Origin of the sequence: Paraburkholderia sp. HC6.4b (assembly GCF_014200875.1) — a bacterium.
Taxonomy (GTDB): Bacteria; Pseudomonadota; Gammaproteobacteria; order Burkholderiales; family Burkholderiaceae; genus Paraburkholderia; species Paraburkholderia tuberum.
The window spans coordinates 23,447-45,569 of the sequence record NZ_JACHDC010000015.1; the positions used below are offsets into that span (position 1 = coordinate 23,447).

Genomic DNA, 22,123 nt, shown 5'->3' on the forward strand with positions numbered 1-22,123 from the left:
GGTTCAGATATCGCGTCACGCATGCATCACTTCGACACGACGACTCCCGTCACCGCCGCGTTGATCGCGGGCAACAGCAGGTTCAACACGCGGTTGAAGCGAACCAGACCGCCCTGACCGACGTACACGATGTCCTTCGGCTGTAGCTCGAACTGGTTCGCGAGCAGCATCGCCACCGGCGAGGTCGCATCGAGGTGATAGATCTGCGGCGAGTCGCTGGTCGAATTGCGGATCACGAACAGCTGCTGCCCCGAGGCGGTATTCGAGTCGAAGCTGCCGCCGTCGGAGATCGCCTGCGACAGCGTCAGCGAGCCGTTGCGCAACGGCAGCACCGTGGCCGGCTTGTTGACTTCGCCCATCACGTAGACGCCGCTGTCTTCGCGCGCGTTCACGCGCACGGTATCGCCCGGCTGCAGATAGATATCCGACGGATTGAGGCCGCGCTTGATGAGCTCGTCGATGTTCAGCCTATAGGTCTTGCCGTCGCGGATCAGATCGACCCGGCTGCGATCCGCGGTCGCGTTGAAGCCGCCGCTCAGGCCGATCGCGTTCGTCAGCGACAGCGGAATGTCGTTGATCGATTGCGTGCCCGGTGTGCGCACTTCGCCGTCGATATACACCGTCGCGTTACGGAACGACGCGACGCGCACCGTCACCTCGGGCTTCTGATAGACCTTGCTCAGCCGCGAATACAGCTCGCGCTGGATCGTCGCGACGTCCTTGCCGGCGACATGCAGGTTGCCCGCGTACGGAAACTGGATGTCGCCGTGCTCGTCGATCAGGAAGCCCGGAATTGCATCGGAAGGGCGCGAGGTCGTCGGCGGCTGTCCCAGCGCGGCCGCGAGTTCCGGGTGATCCCACACGACGATCTGCAGCACGTCGCCGGGGCCGACCCTGTACATGGCCGGCTTGCCGAACAGACCCGTCGTCGTCGGCGGCAACACCGAGGCAGTCTGGTCGGCATTCATCTTCTTCAGCAGTTCCAGATTGATATCGGTGATCGGAATCTGCTTCTGCTGCGAGCCTTCGGTACTGAATTCGCCACCCGTCTCCTGAATCGCGGCCGGCGTGACCATCCGTTGTCCCGGTACGATCTGACATCCGGAAAGCAATGCTGCGCTTGCGAAAACCACAAGACTTCCTGTGCGAAAACCAAGTGAGCTCATGATCTTTACTCCTTCGCCCCGAGGCGTTGTTATCGACTTTCTAGTAAGCGTTTCGATGCACCAGTCCGGCGACAATCGTCGCGCCGATGATCCGCATGTCGAGTGCGAACGACCAGTGACCCAGGTAGTACAGGTCATGTTCGACGCGACGCTCCATCTTCTCGATGCGGTCGGTTTCGCCACGGAAGCCGTTGATTTGCGCCCAGCCCGTGATTCCCGGTTTGATCCGGTAGCGATTGATATAGCCCGCGACCACCTTCTGATAGAGGTCGTCGTGCTCGAGCGCATGGGGACGCGGTCCTACGACCGACATGTCGCCACGCAACACGTTGAAAAATTGCGGCAGTTCGTCGAGGCTCGTGCGGCGCAGAAACGCGCCCACTTTCGTCACGCGCGTGTCGTTGCGCGTCGCCTGGCTCAAAGTGCCCTTCGCTTCGGTATGCACGCGCATCGAGCGGAACTTGTAGATCGTAAACACACGGCCGTCCGCGCCCTTGCGCTTCTGCTTGAACAGCACCGGTCCGCGCGAGGACAGCTTGACCGCGATCGCGATGCCCAGCAGGAGCGGCGCGAGGGCAACGATCGCGGCCGCGGCGAACAGCCGGTCGAAGACTTCCTTTTTCAGCATCGCGTTGGCCGACAGCGGCGAGGCGACCAGATTGATCGCCGGCACGCCGAGCAGATCGACCACGCCACTGCCTTCGAACAGCGCATGGCTGCGCACGTCCGGCATGAAGCGGATATTCACGAGGTCGTCGCGGAACTCGTCGATCAGCGCGCAGATCAGCGGCTCCTCGGACAGCGACAGCATCAGCCATAGCTCGTGCACGTCGTTGGTGCGGATGTAGTCGGCCAGCAGATCGACGCGATCGAACACCGGCACGCACGGATTCGTCACGCCGGAGTCGTCCGGGCGCGTGTTGTAGACGGCGGTCGCGCGAAAGCCCGCGGTCGGCGCCGACTCGATGCGGCGCAGGAGCGCATCGCACTGCGAACCGCTGCCGACGATCGCCACCTGATGCAGGTTCATACCCGCGCCGCGCGCCCGCGCGAGCACCGCGTGCGCGATCACCCGATTCGCGATCAGCAGGCCACCCGTCGTCGCGGTCCAGTACGAGAACCACAGCCGCGACACGATATCGATGCGATGCAGCGAGTACATCAGCACGAGCGCGCAGGCCTGCACGATCAGCCACGCGAGCGACACCTGACCGGCGAGACCGAGCTTCGAGCGGCCGCGCCATGATTCGTAGACGCCGAACGCGGGGAAGATCGCGAGCGCGAACGCAGCCGAAAACATCACCAGCGCCCAGTAGAAACCCGACTGGCCGAGATAATCAAAGCGGATCCGCGACGCCACGGTCGCACCCGCCAATACCAGAGCGACATCGAAAATCCGCGCGAGCAGATCCTGAAACTTGCGCATTTTACTTACCTCGTTCTGCCGTTCCTGTACGCAAAAAGGGGCGTGCATGGGCTGCCTACGGGCAGCGGCCGTAGTTGTCGTCAAACCTCACGATGTCGTCTTCGCCGAGATAGGTACCCGACTGGATTTCGATGATTTCGAGCGGCACCCTGCCGGGGTTTTCGAGCCGGTGACGCGTGCCGAGCGGAATGTAGGTCGATTCGTTTTCGCTGAGCAGGAACTGCTCTTCGCCGCGCGTGACGAGCGCGGTGCCGCGCACGACCACCCAATGCTCAGCGCGATGATGATGGAGTTGCAGCGACAGCTTTGCGCCGGGCGTCACGACGATGCGCTTGACCTGGAAGCGCTCGCCGCGATCGATCGAGTCATAGAAGCCCCACGGGCGCCGCACCTTGCGATGCGCGTCGGCCTCCGGCGCGTGCTGCGCCTTGATGCGCGACACGAGCCCCTTGACGTCCTGCACATGCGAGCGATCCACCACGAGCACCGCGTCCGCGGTCTCGACCACGACGACGTTCGCGGTGCCGACGCACGCGACGAGCCGCCCTTCCGAATGCGCATAGCAGGACACCGCGCCTTCGAACGCCACGCGGCCGCGCCCGGCGTTGCCGTTCGGGTCCTTCTCCATCGCGGCCCATACCGCGTCCCATGAGCCGAGGTCGGACCAGCCGGCTTCGAGCGGGATCACGACGCCGGGGGGAATGACCGCGGCTCGACTTTGAGCTTGCATATCGTCCTGTGCCGCGCCTTGCGCTTCGACGTTGCTCGCGCTGTCGTCTTGCGCCGGCGCCGGTTCGGTCAAACGCTCCATCACCGCGTAGTCGATCGAATCGGCGGGCACGTCGAGGAACGCGTCGTGCGATGGCCGGAATACGTCGCCGTCCTGCTTACCGCTCGCGAACGCGGTTGCGCACGGCGCATGCATGTCGGGCCGCAGCGCCGCGAGCGTGTCGAGCCACACGCGCGCACGCACGATGAAGATGCCGCTATTCCACCAGTAGGTGCCGGCCGCCAGGTATTGCCTCGCGAGTTCCTCGGCGGGCTTCTCGACGAAACCGTCGATCGCGTGGCCGCCAGCGGCCAATGCCGCGCCGATCCGGATATAGCCGAAGCCGGTGTCGGCACGCGTCGGCGGCACACCGAGCGTCGCAATCGCGCCCTCGCTCGCGTGGTGCGCCGCGCACGCGAGCGCGCGCTGCAGGGCAGGCACGTCCGCGATCGCGTGGTCGGCCGGCATCACGATCAGGATCGCGTCGTCGCCGGCCGCGCACGCGAGCGATGCCGCGAGCGTCAGCGCGGGCGCCGTGTCGCGGCGCGCGGGCTCGACGATCAGACGCGCGTCGACGCCGTTTTCATGCAACTGTTCGGCGATCACGAAGCGATGCTCCTCGCCGCACACGACGATCGGCGAAGCGTCGACGCTCCAGCCCGCCGGGAAGCTCTCGAGCCGCCGCGCGGTCGCCTGCAGCAGCGAGTCGGAGCCGACCACGTCGATCAGCTGCTTCGGAAAGTTTTCGCGCGACACCGGCCAAAGCCGCGTGCCCGAGCCGCCCGCGAGAATGACCGGGACGATGTGCGCGCAGCGCGCGCCAGCAACCCCGGCGCTTGCGCCGTTCGGCTCGACGGATCGGGCGCTCACACCTGCCTGCGTCAACATATCGGGAATCCTTTTCGATCTGCAAGGTACGACGAACAACGGACCCGTCCCCGCCTGTCACGCGCGGTTACCGGGCTGGCTCCGTCGGTGCTACTCGCCTGCCATGCGGCGGCTTTGAATCCTGAACTCGGTCGGCGAAATCCTCATCCGCTTGCGAAACACTTTCGCGAGCCGGTCGCCGTTGCCCATCCCGGTGCGCCGGGCGATCTTGTCGACCGGCAATTCCGATTCGGTCAACAGGCTGCACGTCACCGCGAGGCGCTCGTGCAACAGGAAACTCGACGGCGTGATACCCATTTCCATCTTGAAGCGGCGCAGAAAGTTGCGCTCGCTCATCGCCGCGAACTGCGCGGCATCCGCAATCGAAATCGCCTGCTGGCAGTTTTCCTGCAGCCAGCGCGCCGCCGCGCGAACCTTGTCGCCGGGACTCATGCCGCCGTCCTCGCCGAGCAGCGGCGCGAGGTTCGTGCACGAGTCGGACAGCAGCCGCTCGGCAGCCGAGCGCGCGGTCGCGTTGCCCAGATCGCGCTTGATCATCGCGAGCGCGCTGCGCATCGATTCCAGCCGGTCGTTAAGGTCGACGACGCCCTGCTCCGCCGAGCCCGCGCCAATTCTGGCCAAGGCCGGCTGGTGCGGGTCGCTCCCGTCCTTGTCCTCGGGCAGGGCCGCCGCGTCGAGCACCGCGCGCCCTTCGGCGATCGGCCGGATCATCGAGGTGTTGCGACGCACGCGCCGCAGCCATCCAAGCAGACGCTCATCGCGCGCCGCCGACGCCGCGCCCTTGCCGCCCGCCACATAGAGCGCGTCGAAGCCGCCGTAATGGCGCGCGTCGAGTCCGTCGGTCCAGACGCGCAAACCCGACGACGAAATCACCATGCCGCCGCCGGCGGACAAGAACGATACGTCGTACAGCCACGCGCCCGAACCGGAAGTGGCGAGTTCGTTGGCAGCCTGGAACACCTCGGCGATCACGCCCGCCCCTTGCAGCGAGCAGTCGTTGAACAACAGAATCGCGACACGACGCACGCCCTTGTTCGGAGCATGCACCCAGCGCAGCATTGCAGACTCGAGACTCGCGCAGGTCATAGTCATCCTCTCGACAGAAAACGATCTACTACACCTTTTACGATCACGCACAATGCGAACTCCGCGCAGTGCATCATAGCGACGGCCTCCGGCGCTCTGCCGTCATGTCCGAAAGTGCAGACATATTGGCACTATGAATACGTGATCGGCCAGTGCAATTCGGCACAATACCGAAACGACCGTCTTTTCACTGGATTAATCGTCTAACCGCATATGGTTGAATATGCACTCGCAAATCTTAATGCAATTTAAAAAATGAATGCGTACGCCAGCGCACACTGCGCGGCTACTCGAAAAACGGCGTGCCCCGCCTTATGTACCCACCGAGGTGGCATTTTAAAAGAGATTTTTTGCCGGAATTGGCTATCGATGAGTGAAAACCCCCGGCCCTACCAAGCGGGTCCGGCTGCGTCGACAACTTCCCCTGACGATCCGCGCAAGCGCCGCGCAACCGACCCTTCCGCCGTCCAATGCAAGCACTCAACGCGCCAGAACAGATTATTTAATCTATTTTTATTGATGACGGGAATATTAACGTGGCGATTAACGTTTCAAACCTGAAACAAGGATATCGGACGACTTTAGCGCCCCCGCAATAGATGGGCCAATGGCGGAATAAGTCGGGTGCGAGCGGGTGCATTTCCGCCAACCGATTGCGGAAATGGACTACGAGGTTTCCGCAAAGGGGGTTGGGGACAGCGAACGAAGTCCGCCATCCCTATGCAACGATTGTGACACCCGTCGAGAACGCGCCGCGTAATCGCACGACGCGACGATAGTTCGGCGTCGCCTGACAGGTTTACGGCGGGCAAGCGCACATAAAAGTGGTTCTGAACGGGTTACGATGCCCCCGACAAACGCGCTGGAACCGCACACATGGACGGCATTTCATGGATCACGCTGATACTTGCCACGATGATCGGCGGGTTCCTGTTCGCAATGATCGGCGTGGTGCTGCTCGCGCTGCTGCTCGGCAACGTATCGGACCGGCTGTCGAGCAACGACGAGACTCGCCAAGACTCATAGGGCCTGTTCACGCTAATAACGGGCTTGCGCTGGCCGCCAGAAGGGCCGAGCGCAAGGAATGCGACGCAACGAATACTCGACGTATTCGCAAGGAGCATGACGCGGCGATCGGCCCTTCTGGCGGCCAGCCCCTTGAAGGTTTTTTTAATACAGGGGAACGTGCCTTTGCGCCCGTATTGCGGCGTCGGTCGTCGCTTGTTTGGCTCGGCCAAACGGCGCTCCTCTCTCCTTGCACTACGCGCGCAAAGGCACGTTCGCAAGCCCGTTATTAGCGTGAACAGGCCCTAGCTACTTCGAAAGATCCTCGAGCGCGACATCGCGCGTCTTCGGTCCCAGCGTACCGATCGCGACCATGACGATCGCCATTGCCCCCGAGATGAACACGAACACGCCGTTCACGCCGAAGCGACCGAGGCAGGCGGCGATCACGAACGCCGAGAACATCGCCGAAATCCGGCTCCACGAGTAAACGAAGCCGACCGCGCGCGCGCGGATGCCGGTCGGAAACAGTTCGGCCTGGTACGCGTGATAGCTGTATGAAATGATGTTGCCCGCGAGCACGAGGCACACGCCGAGACTCACGAGCAGCACCGTCTCGCGCGCCTGGCTGAACGCGAGTCCGCACACGACGTTGACCGCCGCCATACAGACGATGACGGTCTTGCGCTCGAAGCGATCGGCGATCAGCAGCCCCAGCAACGGCCCGAGCGGCGCCGCGATCGCGATGATGCTCGCGTACATCAGACTCGTCGTCACCGTGATGCCCTGCTTCATCAGCAGCGTCGGAATCCAGTTCGCGAAGCCGTAGTAGCCCATCGTCTGGAACACGTGAAAGATGATCAGCATCAGCGTGCGCCTGCGATACGGCGGCACCAGCAGATCACGAAACGCGGCCCGCGCGCGCACCGGTTCGGGCAGCGCCGGCTCGGGCAACGGCAGGCCGCATTGGCGCCGATACTCGCGCGCGACGCGTGCTTCGAGACGCGTCATCACCGCGTCGGCTTCGTCGAGGCGGCCTTTTTGCGCGAGCCAGCGCGGGCTCTCCGGCAAGCCGCGGCGAATCCACCACACCACGATCGCGCCAATCGCGCCGATCAGCACGACCACACGCCAGCCGTCGAGACCGAACAGGCGTTGCGGCACCAGCAGATACGACAGGAACGCGACGATCGGCACCGCGCAGAAGCCGACCGCCTGCGAGCACGCCGAAGCGCGCCCGCGAATGTGCTTCGGCACGAGTTCGGAAATATACGTGCCGATCGTGACGATCTCGACGCCGATGCCGACTCCCGCGATAAAGCGCCAGCAGTTCAATCCGAGCGCCGTGTGCTGGAACGCCATCACGACGTTGGCCGCCGTGTACCACAGCAGCGACCAGGTGAAGATCGCGCGCCGGCCGAAGCGGTCGGCGAGAAAGCCGCAGGCCGCCGTGCCGATGAACAGGCCCGCGAACAGCGCGGCGATGAAACTCGCGACGCCGCTCGTGCCGAACAGGCCGCGCGTCGTGGCCGTCAGCAGGCCGCTGTGCACGAGTCCCGGCGCGATATAGCCGGAGTACATCAGGTCGTAGAGTTCGAAGAACATGCCGAAGCTCAGCAGCATCACGAGCTGCCAGATCGTGCGGGTCGCGGGTAGCCGGTCGAGCCGCGCGGAAATGCGCGCGCCGTCGAGCGCGATCGCGCCGGCGCGGTCAGAGCCTGCCGCATCCGCGCCCGCGTCCGTGGGTGAGCCGTCGAGCGCGCCGGCATCGCCGAGCGCCGTTGAGTACATCGCCTGATTCGACGATTTCATCGTCTGTCTCCAGAATCATTGGTCTATTGCCCGCTGCAGCGGGTCAAGCGCGGCACGACGCTCACGCAGCCGCGCGCGGCGCCCGCGATTGCACGCCACCGCCGAGCTCCGCGATCCGCGCGTCGTCGAACCCGAGTTCGCGCAGCACCTCGACGGTGTGCTCGCCGATCTTCGCGATCGGCCGACGCGGCCCGAGACGCGCACCGTCGAGCGAAATCGGCAGCAACGGCATCGCGGTTTCGCTGCCGTCGTCGAGCGTCAGCGGCACGAGGCCGCCGCTCGCGTTCAGGTGCGGATCGTCGAACAACTCCTCGGGCTTCGTGATCGACGCGAACGGAATGTGATTGCGCTCGAACAGCGGCACGAGTGTCGCGCCGTCGAGACGGCTCAGGCTTTCGCCGAGCGTCTGCAGCAGCCAGCCGCGCGCGAGCACGCGGTCGTTGTTGGTCGCGAGGCGCGCATCGGCGAGCAGATCGTCGCGTTCGAGAATCGCGCACAGCGCGCGCCACTGCGCGTCGCCGGTCGCGGCGATGAACATCTGCTCGCCGTGCGCGAGCGTAAACACGTCGTAGACGGCCCAGGCGCTGATGCGCTCGGGCATCGGCGCGGCGGCCATGCCGGTCGCCGCGAACTGCTGCATGTGCTGCGCCGAGAGCAGCACGCAGTTCTCGAACAGCGCGCTCTGCACCTCCTTGCCGCGGCCGCTCGCGTGCCGTTCGTGCAGCGCCGCCAGCACGCCGATCGCGCCGAACATGCCGCCCATGATGTCGTTGACCGAGCTGCCCGCGCGTAGCGGACGGCCCACCGGACCGGTCATGTACGCGAGGCCCGCCATCATCTGCACGACTTCGTCGAGCGCCAGACGATGTTCGTACGGACCATTGAGAAAGCCCTTGTGGGACACGTAAATCAGCCGCGGATTGCGCTCGCGCAGCGTCGCGTAATCGAGGCCGAGACTCGCCATGCGGCCGGGTTTGAAGTTTTCGACGAAGACGTCGGCGCTATCGACGAGTTGCTTCAGCGCGGCGAGACCGGCTTCACTGTCGAGATCGAGCGCGACGCTCTTCTTGTTGCGATTGAAGGTGCGGAAAAAGCCCGCGCCGGTGCCGAGCAGCCGGCGCGTGCTGTCGCCGCGCGGCGGCTCGACCTTGATCACTTCGGCGCCGAGGTCGCCGAGAATCATGCCGCAGGTCGGACCCATCACCATATGCGACAACTCGATCACGCGGATGCCCGCGAGCGGCAAGGTACCCGGCTGCGGCGAGGACGTCGACGACGAAGCTGAAGTAGCGGAGGAAAGCGGAGTCATTGCGGCACCTGCGGAACGGAAGAATGGAGACAATGCAAAGATTCGGCGTAGCTGGCGGAGTCGCGCGCGACCGCTTGCGCGTGCGCGAACTGTTTCGGCAATCCCGCTCGCGCGAGATAGCCGTACAGCGGCTCGCCCGGCAGCGCTTGCGCCAGCACCGCGCGCGATGCGAGTAGCCGCGCGATGTCGATACCGGTGTCGTAGCCCATGCTGTGAAGCATGAACACGAGGTCTTCGGTATTGACGTTGCCGGTTGCGCCCGGCGCATGCGGACAGCCGCCGAGACCAGCCAGCGACGCATCGAACTCGCGGATCCCGTGCTGCAGCGCGACCAGCGTGTTGGCGAGCCCGAGGCCGCGCGTGTCGTGGAAATGCAGCGAGCGCAGCCTGTCGCCCGCGACGTCGCGCACCAGCTCGATGACCTCGCCGACCTGACGCGGCGTCGCTTCGCCCGTCGTATCGCCAAGCGCGATCACGTCGGCGCCGGCCTGCACCGCGGCGCGCGCGATCGCGGCAATATCCGCGTACGGCACGGCGCCCTGCAGCGTGCAGCCGAACACCGTCGACAAACCGGCGATCAACTCGACGCGGCGCCCACCTGCCGGGGACGCGCCATCGATCAGCTCGCGCATCGCGGCGAACGCGTCGATCATCTCGGCGGGCGTCTTGCGCACGTTCGCGACGCTATGCGCGGCGCTCACCGAAATCGGCGCGACGATGCGCTCTACGCCAGCCTCGAGCGCGTGCTGCGCGCCCTTCAGGTTCGGCACGAGCGCGCTCACGCTGAGATCGTCGTAGCTACGGGCGTGGGCGACTACGTCGGCGGCGTCCGCCATTTGCGGCAGCAGCTTCGCCGGCACGAACGACGCGACTTCCATGTGGCGCACGCCGGCCGCGTAGGCGGCGTCGATCCAGCGCCGCTTGTCGTCGGTGGACATGATGCGGGCAATGCTTTGCAGACCGTCGCGCAGACCGACTTCGGTCACGACGACGCGCTCGCGGGTTTCATTCATTGGTTGGAATCCTGGTCGTGGACGCGGGCTTCAGAGGCCCGTTGGATGGAAGTGGTGCGCTGACTGGGTCACAGCGTGCCCGCGTGACGACGCGCGGCAAAGTCTGCTTTGACGAAGCACACCATCGCCGCTCGCGATGGCCGCTCAGGCCGATGGCGCGGGCTTTGGCGCTCGCCTGGGTGAAATGCTTAGGGGTTTGTCTGGGGAGGTAGCGAAGGCGCGGGTGACGAAGCGCGTCGCCCGTCTTATCTGGCGCTCAGCAGATGCTCGAGCAATCGCGCGGCCGCCAGCGTCAATGCCGCGCGATCGCGCATGCAGATCACGAAGCGCCGCGCGGCCCAATCCTCGCGCAACGGCACGGCGACGATGCCGTACTCGTCGGCCGCATGGCGCGGCAGCGCCTCGCGCGGCAGGATCGCGACCGCGAGACCCGCCTGGATGAAGCGATAGGCGGCATCGAACGTCGATACATAGGTGCGGTAATTCAACTCGCTGCCCTTCTCCAGCGCGATGCGCTGCATCAGCGCATTGACCGACGCATTCGATGCGAGCCCCAGATGATCGAACCCGAGCGTCTGCTCGAAGCCGATCTGCGCCTCGCCCGCGAGCGGATGCGCGCGCGGCACGATCAGCGCGAGATGGTCGGCGCGATACGGCAACGTGTCGAGACTGCCGAGCGGCACCGTGTCGCGGCAGACGCCCAGATCGGCCACACCCTCTTCGAGTCCGCGCACGATGTCCGCGCTGACGCGCTCCTCGACGTCGACGCGAATCGCCGGATTCGCCTGCAGAAACGCCGACAACGCCTCGGGCAAAAACTCCACCATCGACGACACGTTGGCGAGCACGCGCACATGCCCACGCGCGCCGGCCGCATACTCGCTGAGTTCGGCCTGCAGGCGTTCGTGGCCGCGCATGATGAGCCGCGCGTGGCGCAACAGCGCTTCGCCGGCGGCGGTCGCGCGCACGCCGCGCTGGCTGCGCGACAGCAACGCGACATCGACGAGCGCTTCGAGATCGGCGAGCCGCTTGCTGACCGCCGACGGCGCGATGAACTCACGCTCGGCCGCGCGCGCGATCGTGCCTTCCTCGCACACGGCGATGAACAAGCGCAGCGTCACCTGATCGATTTGCCACATCGGCGCAGCGGATTCGTGGGTTGGGGGTGGGGGGAATTATGGTTGATCGTGGAAGGCCGTGGAGGATTTCTGTCGCTTGCGGTGCGGCTCGAACCACGGCTTGCCGTGCAAAGCAGTGCAGAAACAAGCACGTTGACGCTCGAATGGAAAGCCCGCAAAGCGGGGCGACTTGTTTGAGGCGCGGTTGCCTTCCGTTAGTCTTCCGTGCTCTTCAGATCGCTTATCCGCCCTTTCGTTATGCGCGCCATGCAATCCCAAAACGTCATATAACGCACCGACGCTTCGCCTAATGAATAGCTCTCAGCGTAACACTGGTTGTCGCGATACTCGACCCATGCCCTTTGTCCTTTCTCAAAGTAAGGCAATGCAACAGGATTGTTATCGACCTTCAAATCAACATCGCCTTTCCTCAACTCAGTTTCCAACGATTTAATCGTGGAATTCAATTCTGCGTAAATTTGTTCGAAATTCCTGTGGCTGCACGCAGCGATATCGGCGGTTGCCGCGTGCTCACCGGTCTTGCAAAGACGGTCAATTTCCTCGCGCAATTTTCCAGAAGAATAAACCGATGATGGCGCTGCTTTTTTGTAGTCGAACTGCACCGAGTAAATTGTTTTGCTCAGCGCAGTTGAATCAATAAAATTAAACATCGAAACCATGATAAGCCGCACAGCAAGCATTCTAGTTGGACGCATCATATACACCTTCAGAGAACACTCCAGCCTCCGTTTCCCGGCGTTGACGCAAGCTCGAGGAACAGCGAAATCTTTTTTATGTAATTCGGAATATTTCGGCAGTCACCTGATTTTCGCGATGCGTCAATTCGTCCGCAGCATGGTCTGCTACAGCATTAAAAGAAACACTCACCAATGCATCGTACACGTACTGAAACAACGGTACGTGCACTTTTGCATTGATGGCGCGTTCTGTTCGCCTCAAGTCCTTTCAAAAACTCTCTGGCGTGTTGACTGATACTGCTCTGCCCAAGGTGCAGATTGTCTTCCGGCAAGACAAGATGGAAGGTCCCACAAAGCGGGCCAACGATTGCGGTCATAGGATGCGCAAGCTATTGTGTTTGGGCTGGCTCGACTTCAATAGAGTCCAGCGTTTCCGTAATCGAAGTGGTTCCGCGTAGATCGCTACCGGTTATTTGCCGACGGTGGCGATCAAAAAACTCCGTTTTAGTATCAATTACAAGAGTAACAGGAGTGTCGCCACGCGGACTATGCCAGATAGCCTGGAATCTGTATGGTCCCATTCGCGCGCCGCCCATATGGGGCATTGTCGGACTATTTATTCGGATCCCCCATCCCGTATCCGTAACCGAAAACGATTGCAGTATAAATTCCTTAAATTGGGGGCGATCCTTCAGCATCGGCACGATGTAATCGTTGAAGCTAATCGACCCGTCAGCGTAGACAGTCGGAACAAGCAACGTACAAAACAACCCGGCGCTGAGTCTATGTGCTAAGCGTTGTTTACTCATAACTCTATTCCTCGACGGTCATCCAATATACTTAACTTTGCGCTGCGTATTGTTTACCGCCCCATGCTCCCAAGCGGACTGGACAACGGCGCCCGCACCGACGAAATTGTCGATGTGATGGCCGGTAATCGCGCTGCCAGTATCATCGGCGAAGCGTCTGCCGACGATCTCTATTTCGACTTGAGCGTGCTTCGGTATGACGTTAGGATCGACCGCTATCGAACGATTCTCCGTAACCGGTCCGAATGCGCCTTGCACTGAATCCGTGTAAGCGAAGGCTACGCCATCCGGGTTGTTGAGATAGTCGCGATTGCCGTGACTATTTCTATGCCAACCTGAATTCACCTGTATTGGTCGAATATAGCGCCCGTTAGATGCTTTACCGGTTCCCTGCATGACAACGCCTCGCGCGCCATAGAGAAAATCGCGCTTGTGTTGATCGTTGGTTCCGCGAGCAATCACAACTTCACCTGTAAAATCCTGTTCGAAGCAAACGTGATACCCCGTAATAAGAAACGTGCTCTCGTACCATGCGTCCTTGAACCTCAAACGCAGCGGGACCGAGGTTATATCTTCGTCAGCTACGGTGAGTGTCAAATCCCCGGGTTCGCGCGATTCGAGAATAACCGTCGCGCAACCGTCTAAATCGGTCGGACCTGAAATCCGTATTGTGTCGCCCGGACGGCTGCTCCTGATCGATAGGGCACGCCCGAAAACCGAATCTCCTCGACGACTTTTCACTGCGGCCTGGATAGCCAGACGGTACAGAATCTTTCCGTGCATCACACGCGAGGATGAGGGAATGATAGGCAACTTGTCACCGTAACTGTTGTCTGGAATATTCCACGACAACAGGTTCGCTGCAATCCGAACTTCAACGCATGAGTTCGGGTTCGTGTTTGTACACGCGGTGTCGTGAACCGTTAGCCAATCCGGACTTTCCGGCATTCCTATTTCTCCAATTGAAGTTTGAGGCTTGCCGTTCCGCGAGTAACTACGCGCACAGTGTGTCCGCTCTGGCTTGTGGTTCCCGTTATCACCCGTTTACCGTCAACGACAATTCTGTAACGCACGTTGGCGAGGGGTTGGCCATCGCTTTTTTTGAGCGCGTAATACTCGTCGTGAGTGCGAATTTTCGACGTCAGCGCTGAGGCCGCCGTGCGACCGCGGCAATCGCACGCCCATGCATAACCCAGGGCGTCGGCCATTTCGTAACCGTTCGAATACGACCGAAGCCTATCCTGCGGAAACCATTCGCCAGTTTCGACGTTCATCGCCATTGCAGACGGCATTGGCGGGAAGTTTGCGTATATTGAATAGGTGACACGACAAACTTGGCACTCTTCCTCGCCCGCGGCACCTGCCTGTTTCTGTTGTCCCATTTGACCTCTTTTGATTTTCCAGAAAACACCCGGCAAATTAAGCATCTAAACGGGGGCACGGTCAATGATTTTAATTTGAGACAAAAACTTCATTGACAGATATTAACGATTGCTCTGGCCATCTCATTTTTAGGCGAATTTTCCCGATATCACGGCCAAAAAAAGCGGCATTGAGCCGCAATGCCGTTCAGTTAAGCAACTGAGCGGCATTTTTGTTTTTCTGACAAAAGAGCCGTTGTAAGCGAGCGCGGCGATGTCAGCTTTCATCGCCATGCCGGCCGATCCGCTGAAGCGAGTCATCGCGCGTCGAGTCTCACCCATCCCTGCCCTTGCCCGCGATTTCCGGTCTGGCTATGCTGGCGGGTGCGCCGGCTGCCCGCAGGCGACCGCCCCAACCAGAACAACGCTCGAGAACCTGCCCATGTCCACCACCAGTCTGTTTTTCACGGCCGCCGGCGTCGGCCTCGCGATCGCCGCGCCGGTCGGCCCGATGGGCATGCTGTGCATCCGCCGAACGCTGAGCGGCGGTCCGCGCGCGGGACTCGCGATCGGCTTCGGCATCGCCAGCGGCGACGCGGCCTACGGGCTGATCGCGGCGCTCGGCCTCGTCGGCATTTCTCAGTTCATGCTCGCGTACGACCGCCCGCTGCATCTGCTCGCGGGCCTGTTCCTGCTGTATCTCGGCGTGCGCGCGCTGCTGCAGAAGCCGCCCGCTGAAACCGCCGACGGCAATGGCAACGGCAACGGCAAGCTCGCGCAGATCGGCCGCGCCGGCGCGCTGCGTGCGTACGCGAGTGCGCTGCTGTTGACGCTGACCAATCCGCAGACCGTCATCATGTTCGCGGCGCTATTCACGACGCTCGCGCCACGCGGCGCGTTCTCGCCGGCCATCGCGCTGACGACGGTCGGCGGTGTGTTCGCCGGCTCGATCGCGTGGTGGTGCTGTCTGGTGACCATGGTGTCGCTCGCGCGTCATGCGATCGGCAGCAGGCTACGCGTCGCGATCGATCGCGTGGTCGGCTTCACGCTCGCGGCGTTCGGCGTCGTCGAAATCCGCCGCGCGCTCTGAGCGGCACCTCACACGCCACGCGGCACATCAGCGCCGTACACGCCGAACGCAGCCCGCTGCCAGCCGCGACGCGCTCCCCCTGAACAAGTGCCGCACGCTGGCGCGGCAGTTTTGCGACAATAGCGCCTTTCGCCGCTGAGGCGCCGGCCGACGCGGCCGTGCAGCGCACCGCACACCGCCGCACCCACCCGCCCCGGCGCGTACGCCGGTCTTGCCGCCCAACCCTTCACCCGCGCTGCGTCAGCTTTCCGTTCAATGGCTCTACCCCACATCGATCTGCTGTACTCCGTCTCCGGCCTGTTCGTCGGCTTTCTGGTCGGGCTGACGGGCGTCGGCGGCGGCTCGCTGATGACGCCGATCCTCGTCCTGCTGTTCAAGGTGCACCCTGCCACCGCGGTCGGCACCGACCTGCTGTACGCGGCCGCCACCAAGGCGACCGGCACGCTGGTGCACGGACTGAAGGGCTCGGTCGACTGGCAGGTCACGCTGCGCCTCGCGGCCGGCAGCGTGCCCGCGGCGACCGTCACGCTGATCCTGCTGCATCGCTATGGAATGGATACGCCTGGCGCGGGCCGGCTGATCCAGGTCGTGCTCGGCGCGGCGCTGCTGATTACCGCGATCGCGCTGGTGTTCCGTCCGCAGCTCGCGGCGCTCGGCGCGCGCAAGCAACGCGCGCCGAGCCAGGCACGCACGCTCGCGCTGACCATGCTGACCGGCGCGACCCTCGGCGTGCTGGTGTCGTTGACGTCGGTGGGCGCGGGTGCGATTGGCGTGACGGTGTTGATGCTGCTGTATCCGATGCTGCCGACGACGCGCATCGTCGGCTCCGACATCGCGCACGCGGTGCCGCTGACCTTGCTCGCGGGCGCCGGACATTGGCTGCTCGGCTCGATCGACTGGTCGATGCTGCTGTCGCTGCTGGTGGGATCGCTGCCCGGCATCGCGATCGGCAGCTATCTGGCCTCGCGCGCGCCGGACGCGCTGCTGCGCAATCTGCTCGCCGCGACGCTGACGCTGGTCGGCGTGCGGCTGGTGTTGTCGTGAGGCGCTGAAGACGCGTCAAGCGCGCACGCCACAACCCGTGTCTATTTGAAAAACCGGCAGGTCAGATCCGCCTCGAACTGCCTGACCCACTGACCGTGGCGGTCGTAATACGACTGTGACCAGCTGCCGCGCCGCACGGTGACGACCCGCTCGTGCGCCGGCTCACCGGGTGCCACGCTCGCGCTGATGTCGAAATGCGCGGGCGCGAAACCGTGTCGCGCGCACACCAGTTCGAATGCCGCGCGATCGCCGATCGGCAGATCGATATAGCGAAACAGCGTGGTTTCCATGACCTTGGCTCCCCCTTCCCTCTTGGTCACAGTACGCCTCGCGATGCGTCGGTAATGTGTCGCAGCGCACGAATCCGCGACGGCCGCGCCTCCATCAGGACCTGTGCGTGCGGCAAGCCGCATTGCTGCGGTCCCGCAAACCTCGCGAGTGCCACGCCATAAAACCGGCGGCGAAAAAAAAGCTCCGGCGATCATGCCAGAGCCTCCAGGTTGATAGATAGACCTCGCGACGCGATGCAAGCGCGGCGGCAAACCCGTCTTCGCGACGCCGGTGACGGCGCCCATGCACCAAAGCCGCTGCGCACCACCGCGCGACGCGGGCCTTGCGGCGCCGCGCGCACGCGTACCGCTTACTGCTGCACCACTTTGAGCTTGTTCGACACTGACATTACGCCGTCGACACCCTTGGCGGCTTCGCCGGCCGCATCGATCTGTCCCTGGGTCGGCACCGAGCCGGTCAGCGTCACTGCGCCGCCGCGCGCGCGCACGGCGATGTGCGACACGTCGAGACCCTGGGTCTTCGTCAGCGCGTGGCGCACCTTACGGCCAAGTTCGTGATTCGCTGCCTTGCCGGCCTTGACGGCGGCTGCCGCCGACGCCGTATCGGTTGCCGGAGCGTTTTGGGCATAGACGTTGCACGCCACCACCATCGCCACCACCGGACCCAGTGCTTTCAGAAAACCGACCGTCTTCATAGCTCTCTTCTCCTTGGTTTCACATTGGACCGCATGAACAAGCGGCATCGTTACGACTACGGGCGGCCGTCATCGCGCGAACGCGCGCGTGAGCGACGGCCATCAACGGCTGTGACACGATGTGCAAGAGGCGAAAGAGGCTGATTACCGGTAACCGGCAAACCGCGACGTCCGCCGACGCACCCGGTTCTTGTCCGTCTTGCCGGGGTCGCGCCGCAAACGTTGGATCGCGGTAGCGATGCACAATTTAATCTAGCCGGCACAGAAGCGCAAAGGATTTAGCGCGCGGCGTGGCGCGCCGACAGCGGGTGCGTCATGCGTGCCGGAGAGAAGCAGACACGCTCCGTGGTCGCGCAAGAATTTGCACGGGCATCATGCCAGCGCTCATGCCGGCGTTCACCGTGGTGCTCACCATTTGTTACGCGTTTGTCGGCGTGACGGGCGGCTACGCGTTTCGCGGCCGCGCCAATCTCAGGTACCATCGGCGCGACGCGTGCTGGCGCGCGCCGCCCAAGCCGCCTTCGCGCATTCGAGCCCGATCGACCGCCGCTTTCAGATGATCCGATGAAGCCTGACACCGGCCGCACCCGCCCTACCCATCTCGTCGCCCGTTTTGTCGCGATCTCGTGGCGCGACCTGGCGGTCTCGTTCGGCCCGCTCGTGCTGCTCGTGATCGTCGCAATCTGGGCCGCCGTGCGGCTGATCCAACCCGCCCCGCCGAATACGCTGACGATTAGCGCCGGTCCCGTCGGCAGCACCTTCTGGATCGCCGCACAAAAGTACAAGACGATCCTTGCGCGCAATCGCATTACGCTGAACGTGCTGGCCTCGCAGGGCTCGCAGGAAAATCTGAAGCGGCTGTTGGCCCCGAACGCGGACGTCGACGTCGGCTTCGTGCAGAGCGGCATCGCGCCCGCCGGGCTCGACAAGGACAAAAGCCTGATGTCGCTCGGCAGCGTCGCTTACGTGCCGCTCGCGATCTTCTACCGCGGCGCCCCCGTCGACTGGCTGTCCGGGTTCAAGGGCGAACGCCTCGCGATCGGCCCCGAGGGCAGCGGCACGCGCGAACTCGCGCTCGCGCTGCTGAAGGCCAACGGCATCGTGCCGGGCGGTCCGACCCAATTGCTGCCGCTAACGGGCGACGCCGCCGCCGACGCGCTGATCGACGGCACGATCGACGCGACCTTCCTCGCGGGCGACTCGGCGCAGCCGGCCGTGATGGGCAAGCTCTACCGCACGCAGAACGTGCGCTTCTACGATTTTTCGCAGGCCGACGCGTACACGCGCCGCTTTCCGTACCTGACGCAGCTGAAGGTGCCGATGGGCGCCTTCGACCTCGGCAAGAACCTGCCGGCGAACTCGATCAGCATCGTCGCGCCGACCGCCGAGCTGATCGCGCGCGATTCGCTGCATCCAGCGCTGTCCGATCTGCTGATCGAAGCCGCGCGCGAGGTGCATGGCGGCGCGACGACGATGCAGCGCGCCGGCGAATTCCCCGCCCCGCTCGCGCACGACTTCCCGCTTTCCGACGACGCCGCGCGCTACTACAAGTCGGGCAAGAGCTTCCTGTACCGAACGCTGCCGTTCTGGATCGCGAGTCTCGCGGACCGCCTGCTGGTGATCATCGTGCCGCTGATCGTGCTGCTGGTGCCGGCGCTGCGCATCGTGCCCGGGTTGTACGCGTGGCGCGTCAAATCGCGCATCTATCGCTGGTACGGCTCTCTGATCGCGATCGAGCGCAGCGCGCTCAGCGAACATGCGTCGGCCGAACGCGCGTCGCTGATCGAGCGGCTCGACACGATCGAAGACTCGGTCAACGGCATGAAGATGCCGCTCGCGTACGCGGACCAGTTCTACGTGCTGCGCGAGCACATCGGCTTCGTGCGGCGGCGGCTCACGGAAAGCCGCGACACGCGGGGCGGGCTGGACGAGGCCGACGAGCAGGCGGCCGATAAAGTCAAAGGCTGAGCGCCCCTGACGGCACCGCCGGAACCTACGCCCACCGGCCGCCACCAGGGGATATCGACCGGTGCAAGCCGGGACCGCACCGCGTAAGATCGCTACAATTTTGATGAGGTAACGGACGCACCGTCCGCATCGTCCGACACAGGCAATCCGGGAGACATTTATGACCGTTGGCATCGACGCCCAACAGCGGCAGTGGTTTTACGATTTCGTCTCGCCGTTCACCTACCTGTTGCTCGAGCAATACGACAAATGGCCCGGCTTCGACTTCGCGTTCACGCCGGTCGTGCTGAACGATCTGTATCGCCACTGGGGCCAGCGCTCCGCGTACAGCGTGCCCGCCAAGCGCACCTTCATGTACCGGCACGCGCTGTTTCGCGCGGAGCAGCTCGGCATTCCGTACAAAATGCCGCCCGCCCATCCGTTCGATTCGATGAAGCCGCTGCTGCTCGCGACCGCCGCGAACGGCGACGTGCAATTCGTGCGCGAGATTTTCCGCTTCATCTGGCGCGAGGGGCGCGATCCGTCGAGCGACGAAGCGTTCGCCGAGTTGTGCGAGCGCGTCGGCAAGCCGGACGGCCCGGAACTGATCCAGGACGAAGCCGTGAAGGCGCAATTGCAGCGCAATACCGCCGATGCGGTCGAACTCGGCGTCTATGGCGTGCCGACGTTTCGTCTGAACGATCAGCTGTTCTGGGGCGAGGACGCGCTGCCGATGGTGCTGTACTGCGCGCGCACGCCGAACTGGCTCGAATCGCGAGAGGTGAAGCGGATCAGTTCGCTGCCATGGGGGCTGCCGGACAAACCAACACCGGCATAACGCGGCGGCCGCAGCGGGCCGCGCCCTGGTTGCGGCTTCGGCCCGAACGAATCGACGCCGACAGGCGTCGCGCTGATGCCGGCCATACCGTGCCCGCTATGCCGCCGAAGCGCAAACGCGCCTAAGGTTAAGCTTTCGCACCCCACGCGCGCGCCGCGCGGCGAGCTCATCGGCAGCGCCCGCGCCACCACGCTTCGATCATGGACGACACCGCCGCCTCACTCGATATCTGGCTCGTGCGCGTGCTGCGCACGCTGCTCGTCGAGCGCAGCGTCACGCAGACCGCGTTGCGGCTGAACCAGACCCAGCCCGCGATCAGCACCGCGCTGCGCAAGCTGCGCGACACGCTCGGCGATCCGATTCTGGTGCGCGGCAAGTCGGCCATGGTGCCGACCGAATACGGCGAGTCGCTGCTCGCGGCCGCGCAGCGCGTGCTTCGCGATGTCGATTTCGTCGCGACGCCGCATGGCGATTTCGACCCGGGCCGCTCGCGCCGCACTTTTCGCGTCGCCGCGCCCGACTATCTGAACGACTTCTTCATGCCGACCGTGATCGCGCGGTTTCGCGAAGCGGCGCCGCATGCGCGGCTCGAAATCGAATCGCTGGGGCCGCTGCTCGATCATTCGGCCGCGCTCGACGCCGGCGAACTCGATCTGGTGATCGGCAACTGGCCGAAGCCCGATCCGCGCTTCGAGCGCAGCGACCTGTTCGCCGATACCGTCGTGTGCATGATGCGCGCGGACCATCCGCTGACACACGAGCCGCTCACCCGCGAAGCCTATCTGGCCGCGCCGCATCTCGCGCCGACACCCTACAGCGGCGCGCGCGGCGGCGCGATCGATACCGGCTTCGCGCGGGCGAAGGCGAGCCGGCGCATCGTCGCGACGCTGCCCTACTTCGGCCTCGTCGCGCAGACGCTACTGCAATCGGATCTGATCTTCACGACGACGCGGCGCTTCGCGATGCACTACGCGAGCATGTTGCCGCTCGCGGTCGTCGACGTGCCGATCGCGTTTCCGCGCATCCGCTGCTATCAGTTGTGGCATCCGCAGCCGGATCGGCCGAGCGATATCGGCTGGCTGAGGACGTTGATGTCCGAGGTGTCGGGTGAGCTGGTCGCGCGCAAGCCCCCGTTGCGCCGCATGGCCTAAACCGTGATCTGCTTCGTTGCGCGGACGTGGTTCGCGGCCTGCCCCAACGCATGAACCGTCGCGGCCTGCCGTGTCCTCAGTCGCAGCAGTTGCGCGCACACCGCAATCGCGATCGCGGCGGGCGCCTTGTCGATGATCCCTTCGACGCCGATCGGGCAGGTCATCTCCGCGAGCCGCTCCAACTCCACGCCTCGTTCGAGCAGTCGCCGCTCGAACTTCACGCGCTTCGTGTTCGAGCCGATCATGCCGAAGTAGCTGAAATCACGCCGTCGCATGATGCGCGATGCCAGCGAAAAATCGAGCGCATGGTTGTGCGTCATCACCAGAAACCACGCGCCGGGCGGCGCCGCGTCGACGATCGCCTCGGGCGTGTCGGTCGCTTCGACCTGCACGTTGGGCGGCGTTTCGTCGGGGAACAGCTCGTCGCGTTCGTCGACCCACTGGACCACGCACGGCAGGCTGCCAAGCAGATGCGCGAGCGCATGGCCGACGTGTCCCGCGCCGAACAGCACGATGTGCATCGGCGCCGGCCGCGGTGCAAGCTCGGGTCCGCTCCCGTCCGGAGAACAATTCAGGCGTGCTTCCATATTGCGCTCCCAACTCGTTTG

Annotated in this window: 22 protein-coding genes; 6 read left to right on the forward strand and 16 right to left on the reverse strand. The window is 63.9% G+C overall.

Features of this window, described 5'->3' with window-relative positions; genetic code table 11:
* Positions 1 to 26 precede the first annotated feature (26 nt).
* The 4 genes from HDG34_RS22205 to HDG34_RS22220 all read right to left on the reverse strand — a co-directional run bounded on the left by HDG34_RS22205 (position 27) and on the right by HDG34_RS22220 (position 5,335).
* Positions 27 to 1,166: a polysaccharide biosynthesis/export family protein gene (locus HDG34_RS22205; RefSeq protein ID WP_184062191.1), complete on the reverse strand. Its 1,140-nt coding sequence runs from the start codon at positions 1,164 to 1,166 to the stop codon at positions 27 to 29.
* Positions 1,167 to 1,206: 40 nt separating this feature from the next.
* Positions 1,207 to 2,592 (reverse strand): undecaprenyl-phosphate glucose phosphotransferase, encoded by a 1,386-nt coding sequence (locus HDG34_RS22210; protein WP_184062192.1) that lies wholly within the window; start codon positions 2,590 to 2,592, stop codon positions 1,207 to 1,209.
* Positions 2,593 to 2,647: 55 nt separating this feature from the next.
* Complete coding sequence (locus HDG34_RS22215) at positions 2,648 to 4,249, reverse strand: sugar phosphate nucleotidyltransferase (RefSeq protein ID WP_184062193.1); 1,602 nt, start codon at positions 4,247 to 4,249, stop codon at positions 2,648 to 2,650.
* Between the two features lie 90 nt (positions 4,250 to 4,339).
* Entirely contained in the window at positions 4,340 to 5,335 is a 996-nt protein-coding gene (locus HDG34_RS22220) for a helix-turn-helix domain-containing protein (protein ID WP_184062422.1), read from the reverse strand.
* An 876-nt stretch (positions 5,336 to 6,211) separates the two neighbouring features.
* Here HDG34_RS22220 and HDG34_RS22225 point away from each other — a divergent pair.
* On the forward strand, positions 6,212 to 6,361 hold the full coding sequence (locus tag HDG34_RS22225) for a hypothetical protein (protein ID WP_167368625.1): 150 nt from the start codon (positions 6,212 to 6,214) through the stop codon (positions 6,359 to 6,361).
* 288 nt (positions 6,362 to 6,649) lie between these two features.
* Here HDG34_RS22225 and HDG34_RS22230 read toward each other — a convergent pair whose 3' ends face one another.
* From HDG34_RS22230 to HDG34_RS22265, 9 genes are all read right to left on the reverse strand, one after another.
* Entirely contained in the window at positions 6,650 to 8,152 is a 1,503-nt protein-coding gene (locus HDG34_RS22230; protein ID WP_184062194.1) for an MFS transporter, read from the reverse strand.
* 61 nt (positions 8,153 to 8,213) lie between these two features.
* Positions 8,214 to 9,461 carry a CaiB/BaiF CoA-transferase family protein gene (locus tag HDG34_RS22235; protein WP_184062195.1) on the reverse strand — a complete coding sequence of 416 codons (1,248 nt, stop codon included), beginning with the start codon at positions 9,459 to 9,461 and terminating at the stop codon, positions 8,214 to 8,216.
* A complete protein-coding gene (locus tag HDG34_RS22240) occupies positions 9,458 to 10,474 on the reverse strand; it encodes a hydroxymethylglutaryl-CoA lyase (RefSeq protein WP_184062196.1) in 1,017 nt (338 codons plus the stop codon). Before HDG34_RS22240 ends, HDG34_RS22235 begins: the two co-directional genes overlap by 4 nt.
* A gap of 245 nt (positions 10,475 to 10,719) precedes the next feature.
* Positions 10,720 to 11,613, reverse strand: coding sequence for a LysR family transcriptional regulator (locus HDG34_RS22245; protein WP_184062197.1), 894 nt, complete (start codon positions 11,611 to 11,613; stop codon positions 10,720 to 10,722).
* 194 nt (positions 11,614 to 11,807) lie between these two features.
* Positions 11,808 to 12,311: a lysozyme inhibitor LprI family protein gene (locus HDG34_RS22250; protein ID WP_184062198.1), complete on the reverse strand. Its 504-nt coding sequence runs from the start codon at positions 12,309 to 12,311 to the stop codon at positions 11,808 to 11,810.
* A 73-nt stretch (positions 12,312 to 12,384) separates the two neighbouring features.
* Positions 12,385 to 12,552, reverse strand: coding sequence for a glycoside hydrolase family protein (locus tag HDG34_RS40205; RefSeq protein ID WP_409259510.1), 168 nt, complete (start codon positions 12,550 to 12,552; stop codon positions 12,385 to 12,387).
* 565 nt (positions 12,553 to 13,117) lie between these two features.
* The gene (locus tag HDG34_RS22255) at positions 13,118 to 14,047 is read right to left on the reverse strand and encodes a 3D domain-containing protein (protein WP_184062199.1); all 930 of its coding nucleotides are present in this window, start codon (positions 14,045 to 14,047) and stop codon (positions 13,118 to 13,120) included.
* A gap of 2 nt (positions 14,048 to 14,049) precedes the next feature.
* Positions 14,050 to 14,481, reverse strand: coding sequence for a hypothetical protein (locus tag HDG34_RS22260; RefSeq protein WP_184062200.1), 432 nt, complete (start codon positions 14,479 to 14,481; stop codon positions 14,050 to 14,052).
* A 129-nt stretch (positions 14,482 to 14,610) separates the two neighbouring features.
* Positions 14,611 to 14,781, reverse strand: coding sequence for a hypothetical protein (locus HDG34_RS22265; protein WP_184062201.1), 171 nt, complete (start codon positions 14,779 to 14,781; stop codon positions 14,611 to 14,613).
* Positions 14,782 to 14,902: 121 nt separating this feature from the next.
* Here HDG34_RS22265 and HDG34_RS22270 point away from each other — a divergent pair, with 121 nt between their 5' ends.
* Complete coding sequence (locus tag HDG34_RS22270) at positions 14,903 to 15,550, forward strand: LysE family translocator (protein ID WP_184062202.1); 648 nt, start codon at positions 14,903 to 14,905, stop codon at positions 15,548 to 15,550.
* Positions 15,551 to 15,805: 255 nt separating this feature from the next.
* Positions 15,806 to 16,594 (forward strand): sulfite exporter TauE/SafE family protein, encoded by a 789-nt coding sequence (locus HDG34_RS22275; protein ID WP_090803240.1) that lies wholly within the window; start codon positions 15,806 to 15,808, stop codon positions 16,592 to 16,594.
* A gap of 41 nt (positions 16,595 to 16,635) precedes the next feature.
* Here the strand turns inward: HDG34_RS22275 and HDG34_RS22280 are convergent, their stop codons facing one another.
* Positions 16,636 to 16,884 (reverse strand): hypothetical protein, encoded by a 249-nt coding sequence (locus HDG34_RS22280; protein WP_184055491.1) that lies wholly within the window; start codon positions 16,882 to 16,884, stop codon positions 16,636 to 16,638.
* Positions 16,885 to 17,234: 350 nt separating this feature from the next.
* Positions 17,235 to 17,579 (reverse strand): BON domain-containing protein, encoded by a 345-nt coding sequence (locus tag HDG34_RS22285; RefSeq protein ID WP_184055489.1) that lies wholly within the window; start codon positions 17,577 to 17,579, stop codon positions 17,235 to 17,237.
* Between the two features lie 564 nt (positions 17,580 to 18,143).
* On the opposite strand from HDG34_RS22285, the gene HDG34_RS22290 reads away from it, so the two are divergent.
* The 3 genes from HDG34_RS22290 to HDG34_RS22300 all read left to right on the forward strand — a co-directional run bounded on the left by HDG34_RS22290 (position 18,144) and on the right by HDG34_RS22300 (position 21,515).
* Positions 18,144 to 19,547, forward strand: coding sequence for a TAXI family TRAP transporter solute-binding subunit (locus tag HDG34_RS22290; RefSeq protein WP_184062203.1), 1,404 nt, complete (start codon positions 18,144 to 18,146; stop codon positions 19,545 to 19,547).
* Between the two features lie 160 nt (positions 19,548 to 19,707).
* A complete protein-coding gene (locus tag HDG34_RS22295) occupies positions 19,708 to 20,364 on the forward strand; it encodes a 2-hydroxychromene-2-carboxylate isomerase (protein ID WP_184062204.1) in 657 nt (218 codons plus the stop codon).
* Positions 20,365 to 20,564: 200 nt separating this feature from the next.
* Positions 20,565 to 21,515, forward strand: coding sequence for a LysR family transcriptional regulator (locus HDG34_RS22300; protein ID WP_184062205.1), 951 nt, complete (start codon positions 20,565 to 20,567; stop codon positions 21,513 to 21,515).
* Here the strand turns inward: HDG34_RS22300 and xdhC are convergent.
* Positions 21,512 to 22,102: a xanthine dehydrogenase accessory protein XdhC gene (gene xdhC, locus HDG34_RS22305; RefSeq protein WP_184062206.1), complete on the reverse strand. Its 591-nt coding sequence runs from the start codon at positions 22,100 to 22,102 to the stop codon at positions 21,512 to 21,514. The two genes, HDG34_RS22300 and xdhC, sit on opposite strands and share 4 nt — an antisense overlap.
* Positions 22,103 to 22,123 lie beyond the last annotated feature (21 nt).

Excerpts from the sequence above, each read along its gene's own strand:
- HDG34_RS22205 (WP_184062191.1), bottom strand. The coding sequence starts at position 1,166 with ATGAGCTCACTTGGTTTTCGCACAGGAAGTCTTGTGGTTTTCGCAAGC.
- HDG34_RS22210 (WP_184062192.1), bottom strand. The coding sequence starts at position 2,592 with ATGCGCAAGTTTCAGGATCTGCTCGCGCGGATTTTCGATGTCGCTCTG.
- HDG34_RS22215 (WP_184062193.1), bottom strand. The coding sequence starts at position 4,249 with ATGTTGACGCAGGCAGGTGTGAGCGCCCGATCCGTCGAGCCGAACGGC.
- HDG34_RS22220 (WP_184062422.1), bottom strand. The coding sequence starts at position 5,335 with ATGACCTGCGCGAGTCTCGAGTCTGCAATGCTGCGCTGGGTGCATGCT.
- HDG34_RS22225 (WP_167368625.1), top strand. The coding sequence starts at position 6,212 with ATGGACGGCATTTCATGGATCACGCTGATACTTGCCACGATGATCGGC.
- HDG34_RS22230 (WP_184062194.1), bottom strand. The coding sequence starts at position 8,152 with ATGAAATCGTCGAATCAGGCGATGTACTCAACGGCGCTCGGCGATGCC.
- HDG34_RS22235 (WP_184062195.1), bottom strand. The coding sequence starts at position 9,461 with ATGACTCCGCTTTCCTCCGCTACTTCAGCTTCGTCGTCGACGTCCTCG.
- HDG34_RS22240 (WP_184062196.1), bottom strand. The coding sequence starts at position 10,474 with ATGAATGAAACCCGCGAGCGCGTCGTCGTGACCGAAGTCGGTCTGCGC.
- HDG34_RS22245 (WP_184062197.1), bottom strand. The coding sequence starts at position 11,613 with ATGTGGCAAATCGATCAGGTGACGCTGCGCTTGTTCATCGCCGTGTGC.
- HDG34_RS22250 (WP_184062198.1), bottom strand. The coding sequence starts at position 12,311 with ATGATGCGTCCAACTAGAATGCTTGCTGTGCGGCTTATCATGGTTTCG.
- HDG34_RS22255 (WP_184062199.1), bottom strand. The coding sequence starts at position 14,047 with ATGCCGGAAAGTCCGGATTGGCTAACGGTTCACGACACCGCGTGTACA.
- HDG34_RS22260 (WP_184062200.1), bottom strand. The coding sequence starts at position 14,481 with ATGGGACAACAGAAACAGGCAGGTGCCGCGGGCGAGGAAGAGTGCCAA.
- HDG34_RS22265 (WP_184062201.1), bottom strand. The coding sequence starts at position 14,781 with ATGACTCGCTTCAGCGGATCGGCCGGCATGGCGATGAAAGCTGACATC.
- HDG34_RS22270 (WP_184062202.1), top strand. The coding sequence starts at position 14,903 with ATGTCCACCACCAGTCTGTTTTTCACGGCCGCCGGCGTCGGCCTCGCG.
- HDG34_RS22275 (WP_090803240.1), top strand. The coding sequence starts at position 15,806 with ATGGCTCTACCCCACATCGATCTGCTGTACTCCGTCTCCGGCCTGTTC.
- HDG34_RS22280 (WP_184055491.1), bottom strand. The coding sequence starts at position 16,884 with ATGGAAACCACGCTGTTTCGCTATATCGATCTGCCGATCGGCGATCGC.
- HDG34_RS22285 (WP_184055489.1), bottom strand. The coding sequence starts at position 17,579 with ATGAAGACGGTCGGTTTTCTGAAAGCACTGGGTCCGGTGGTGGCGATG.
- HDG34_RS22290 (WP_184062203.1), top strand. The coding sequence starts at position 18,144 with ATGAAGCCTGACACCGGCCGCACCCGCCCTACCCATCTCGTCGCCCGT.
- HDG34_RS22295 (WP_184062204.1), top strand. The coding sequence starts at position 19,708 with ATGACCGTTGGCATCGACGCCCAACAGCGGCAGTGGTTTTACGATTTC.
- HDG34_RS22300 (WP_184062205.1), top strand. The coding sequence starts at position 20,565 with ATGGACGACACCGCCGCCTCACTCGATATCTGGCTCGTGCGCGTGCTG.
- xdhC (WP_184062206.1), bottom strand. The coding sequence starts at position 22,102 with ATGGAAGCACGCCTGAATTGTTCTCCGGACGGGAGCGGACCCGAGCTT.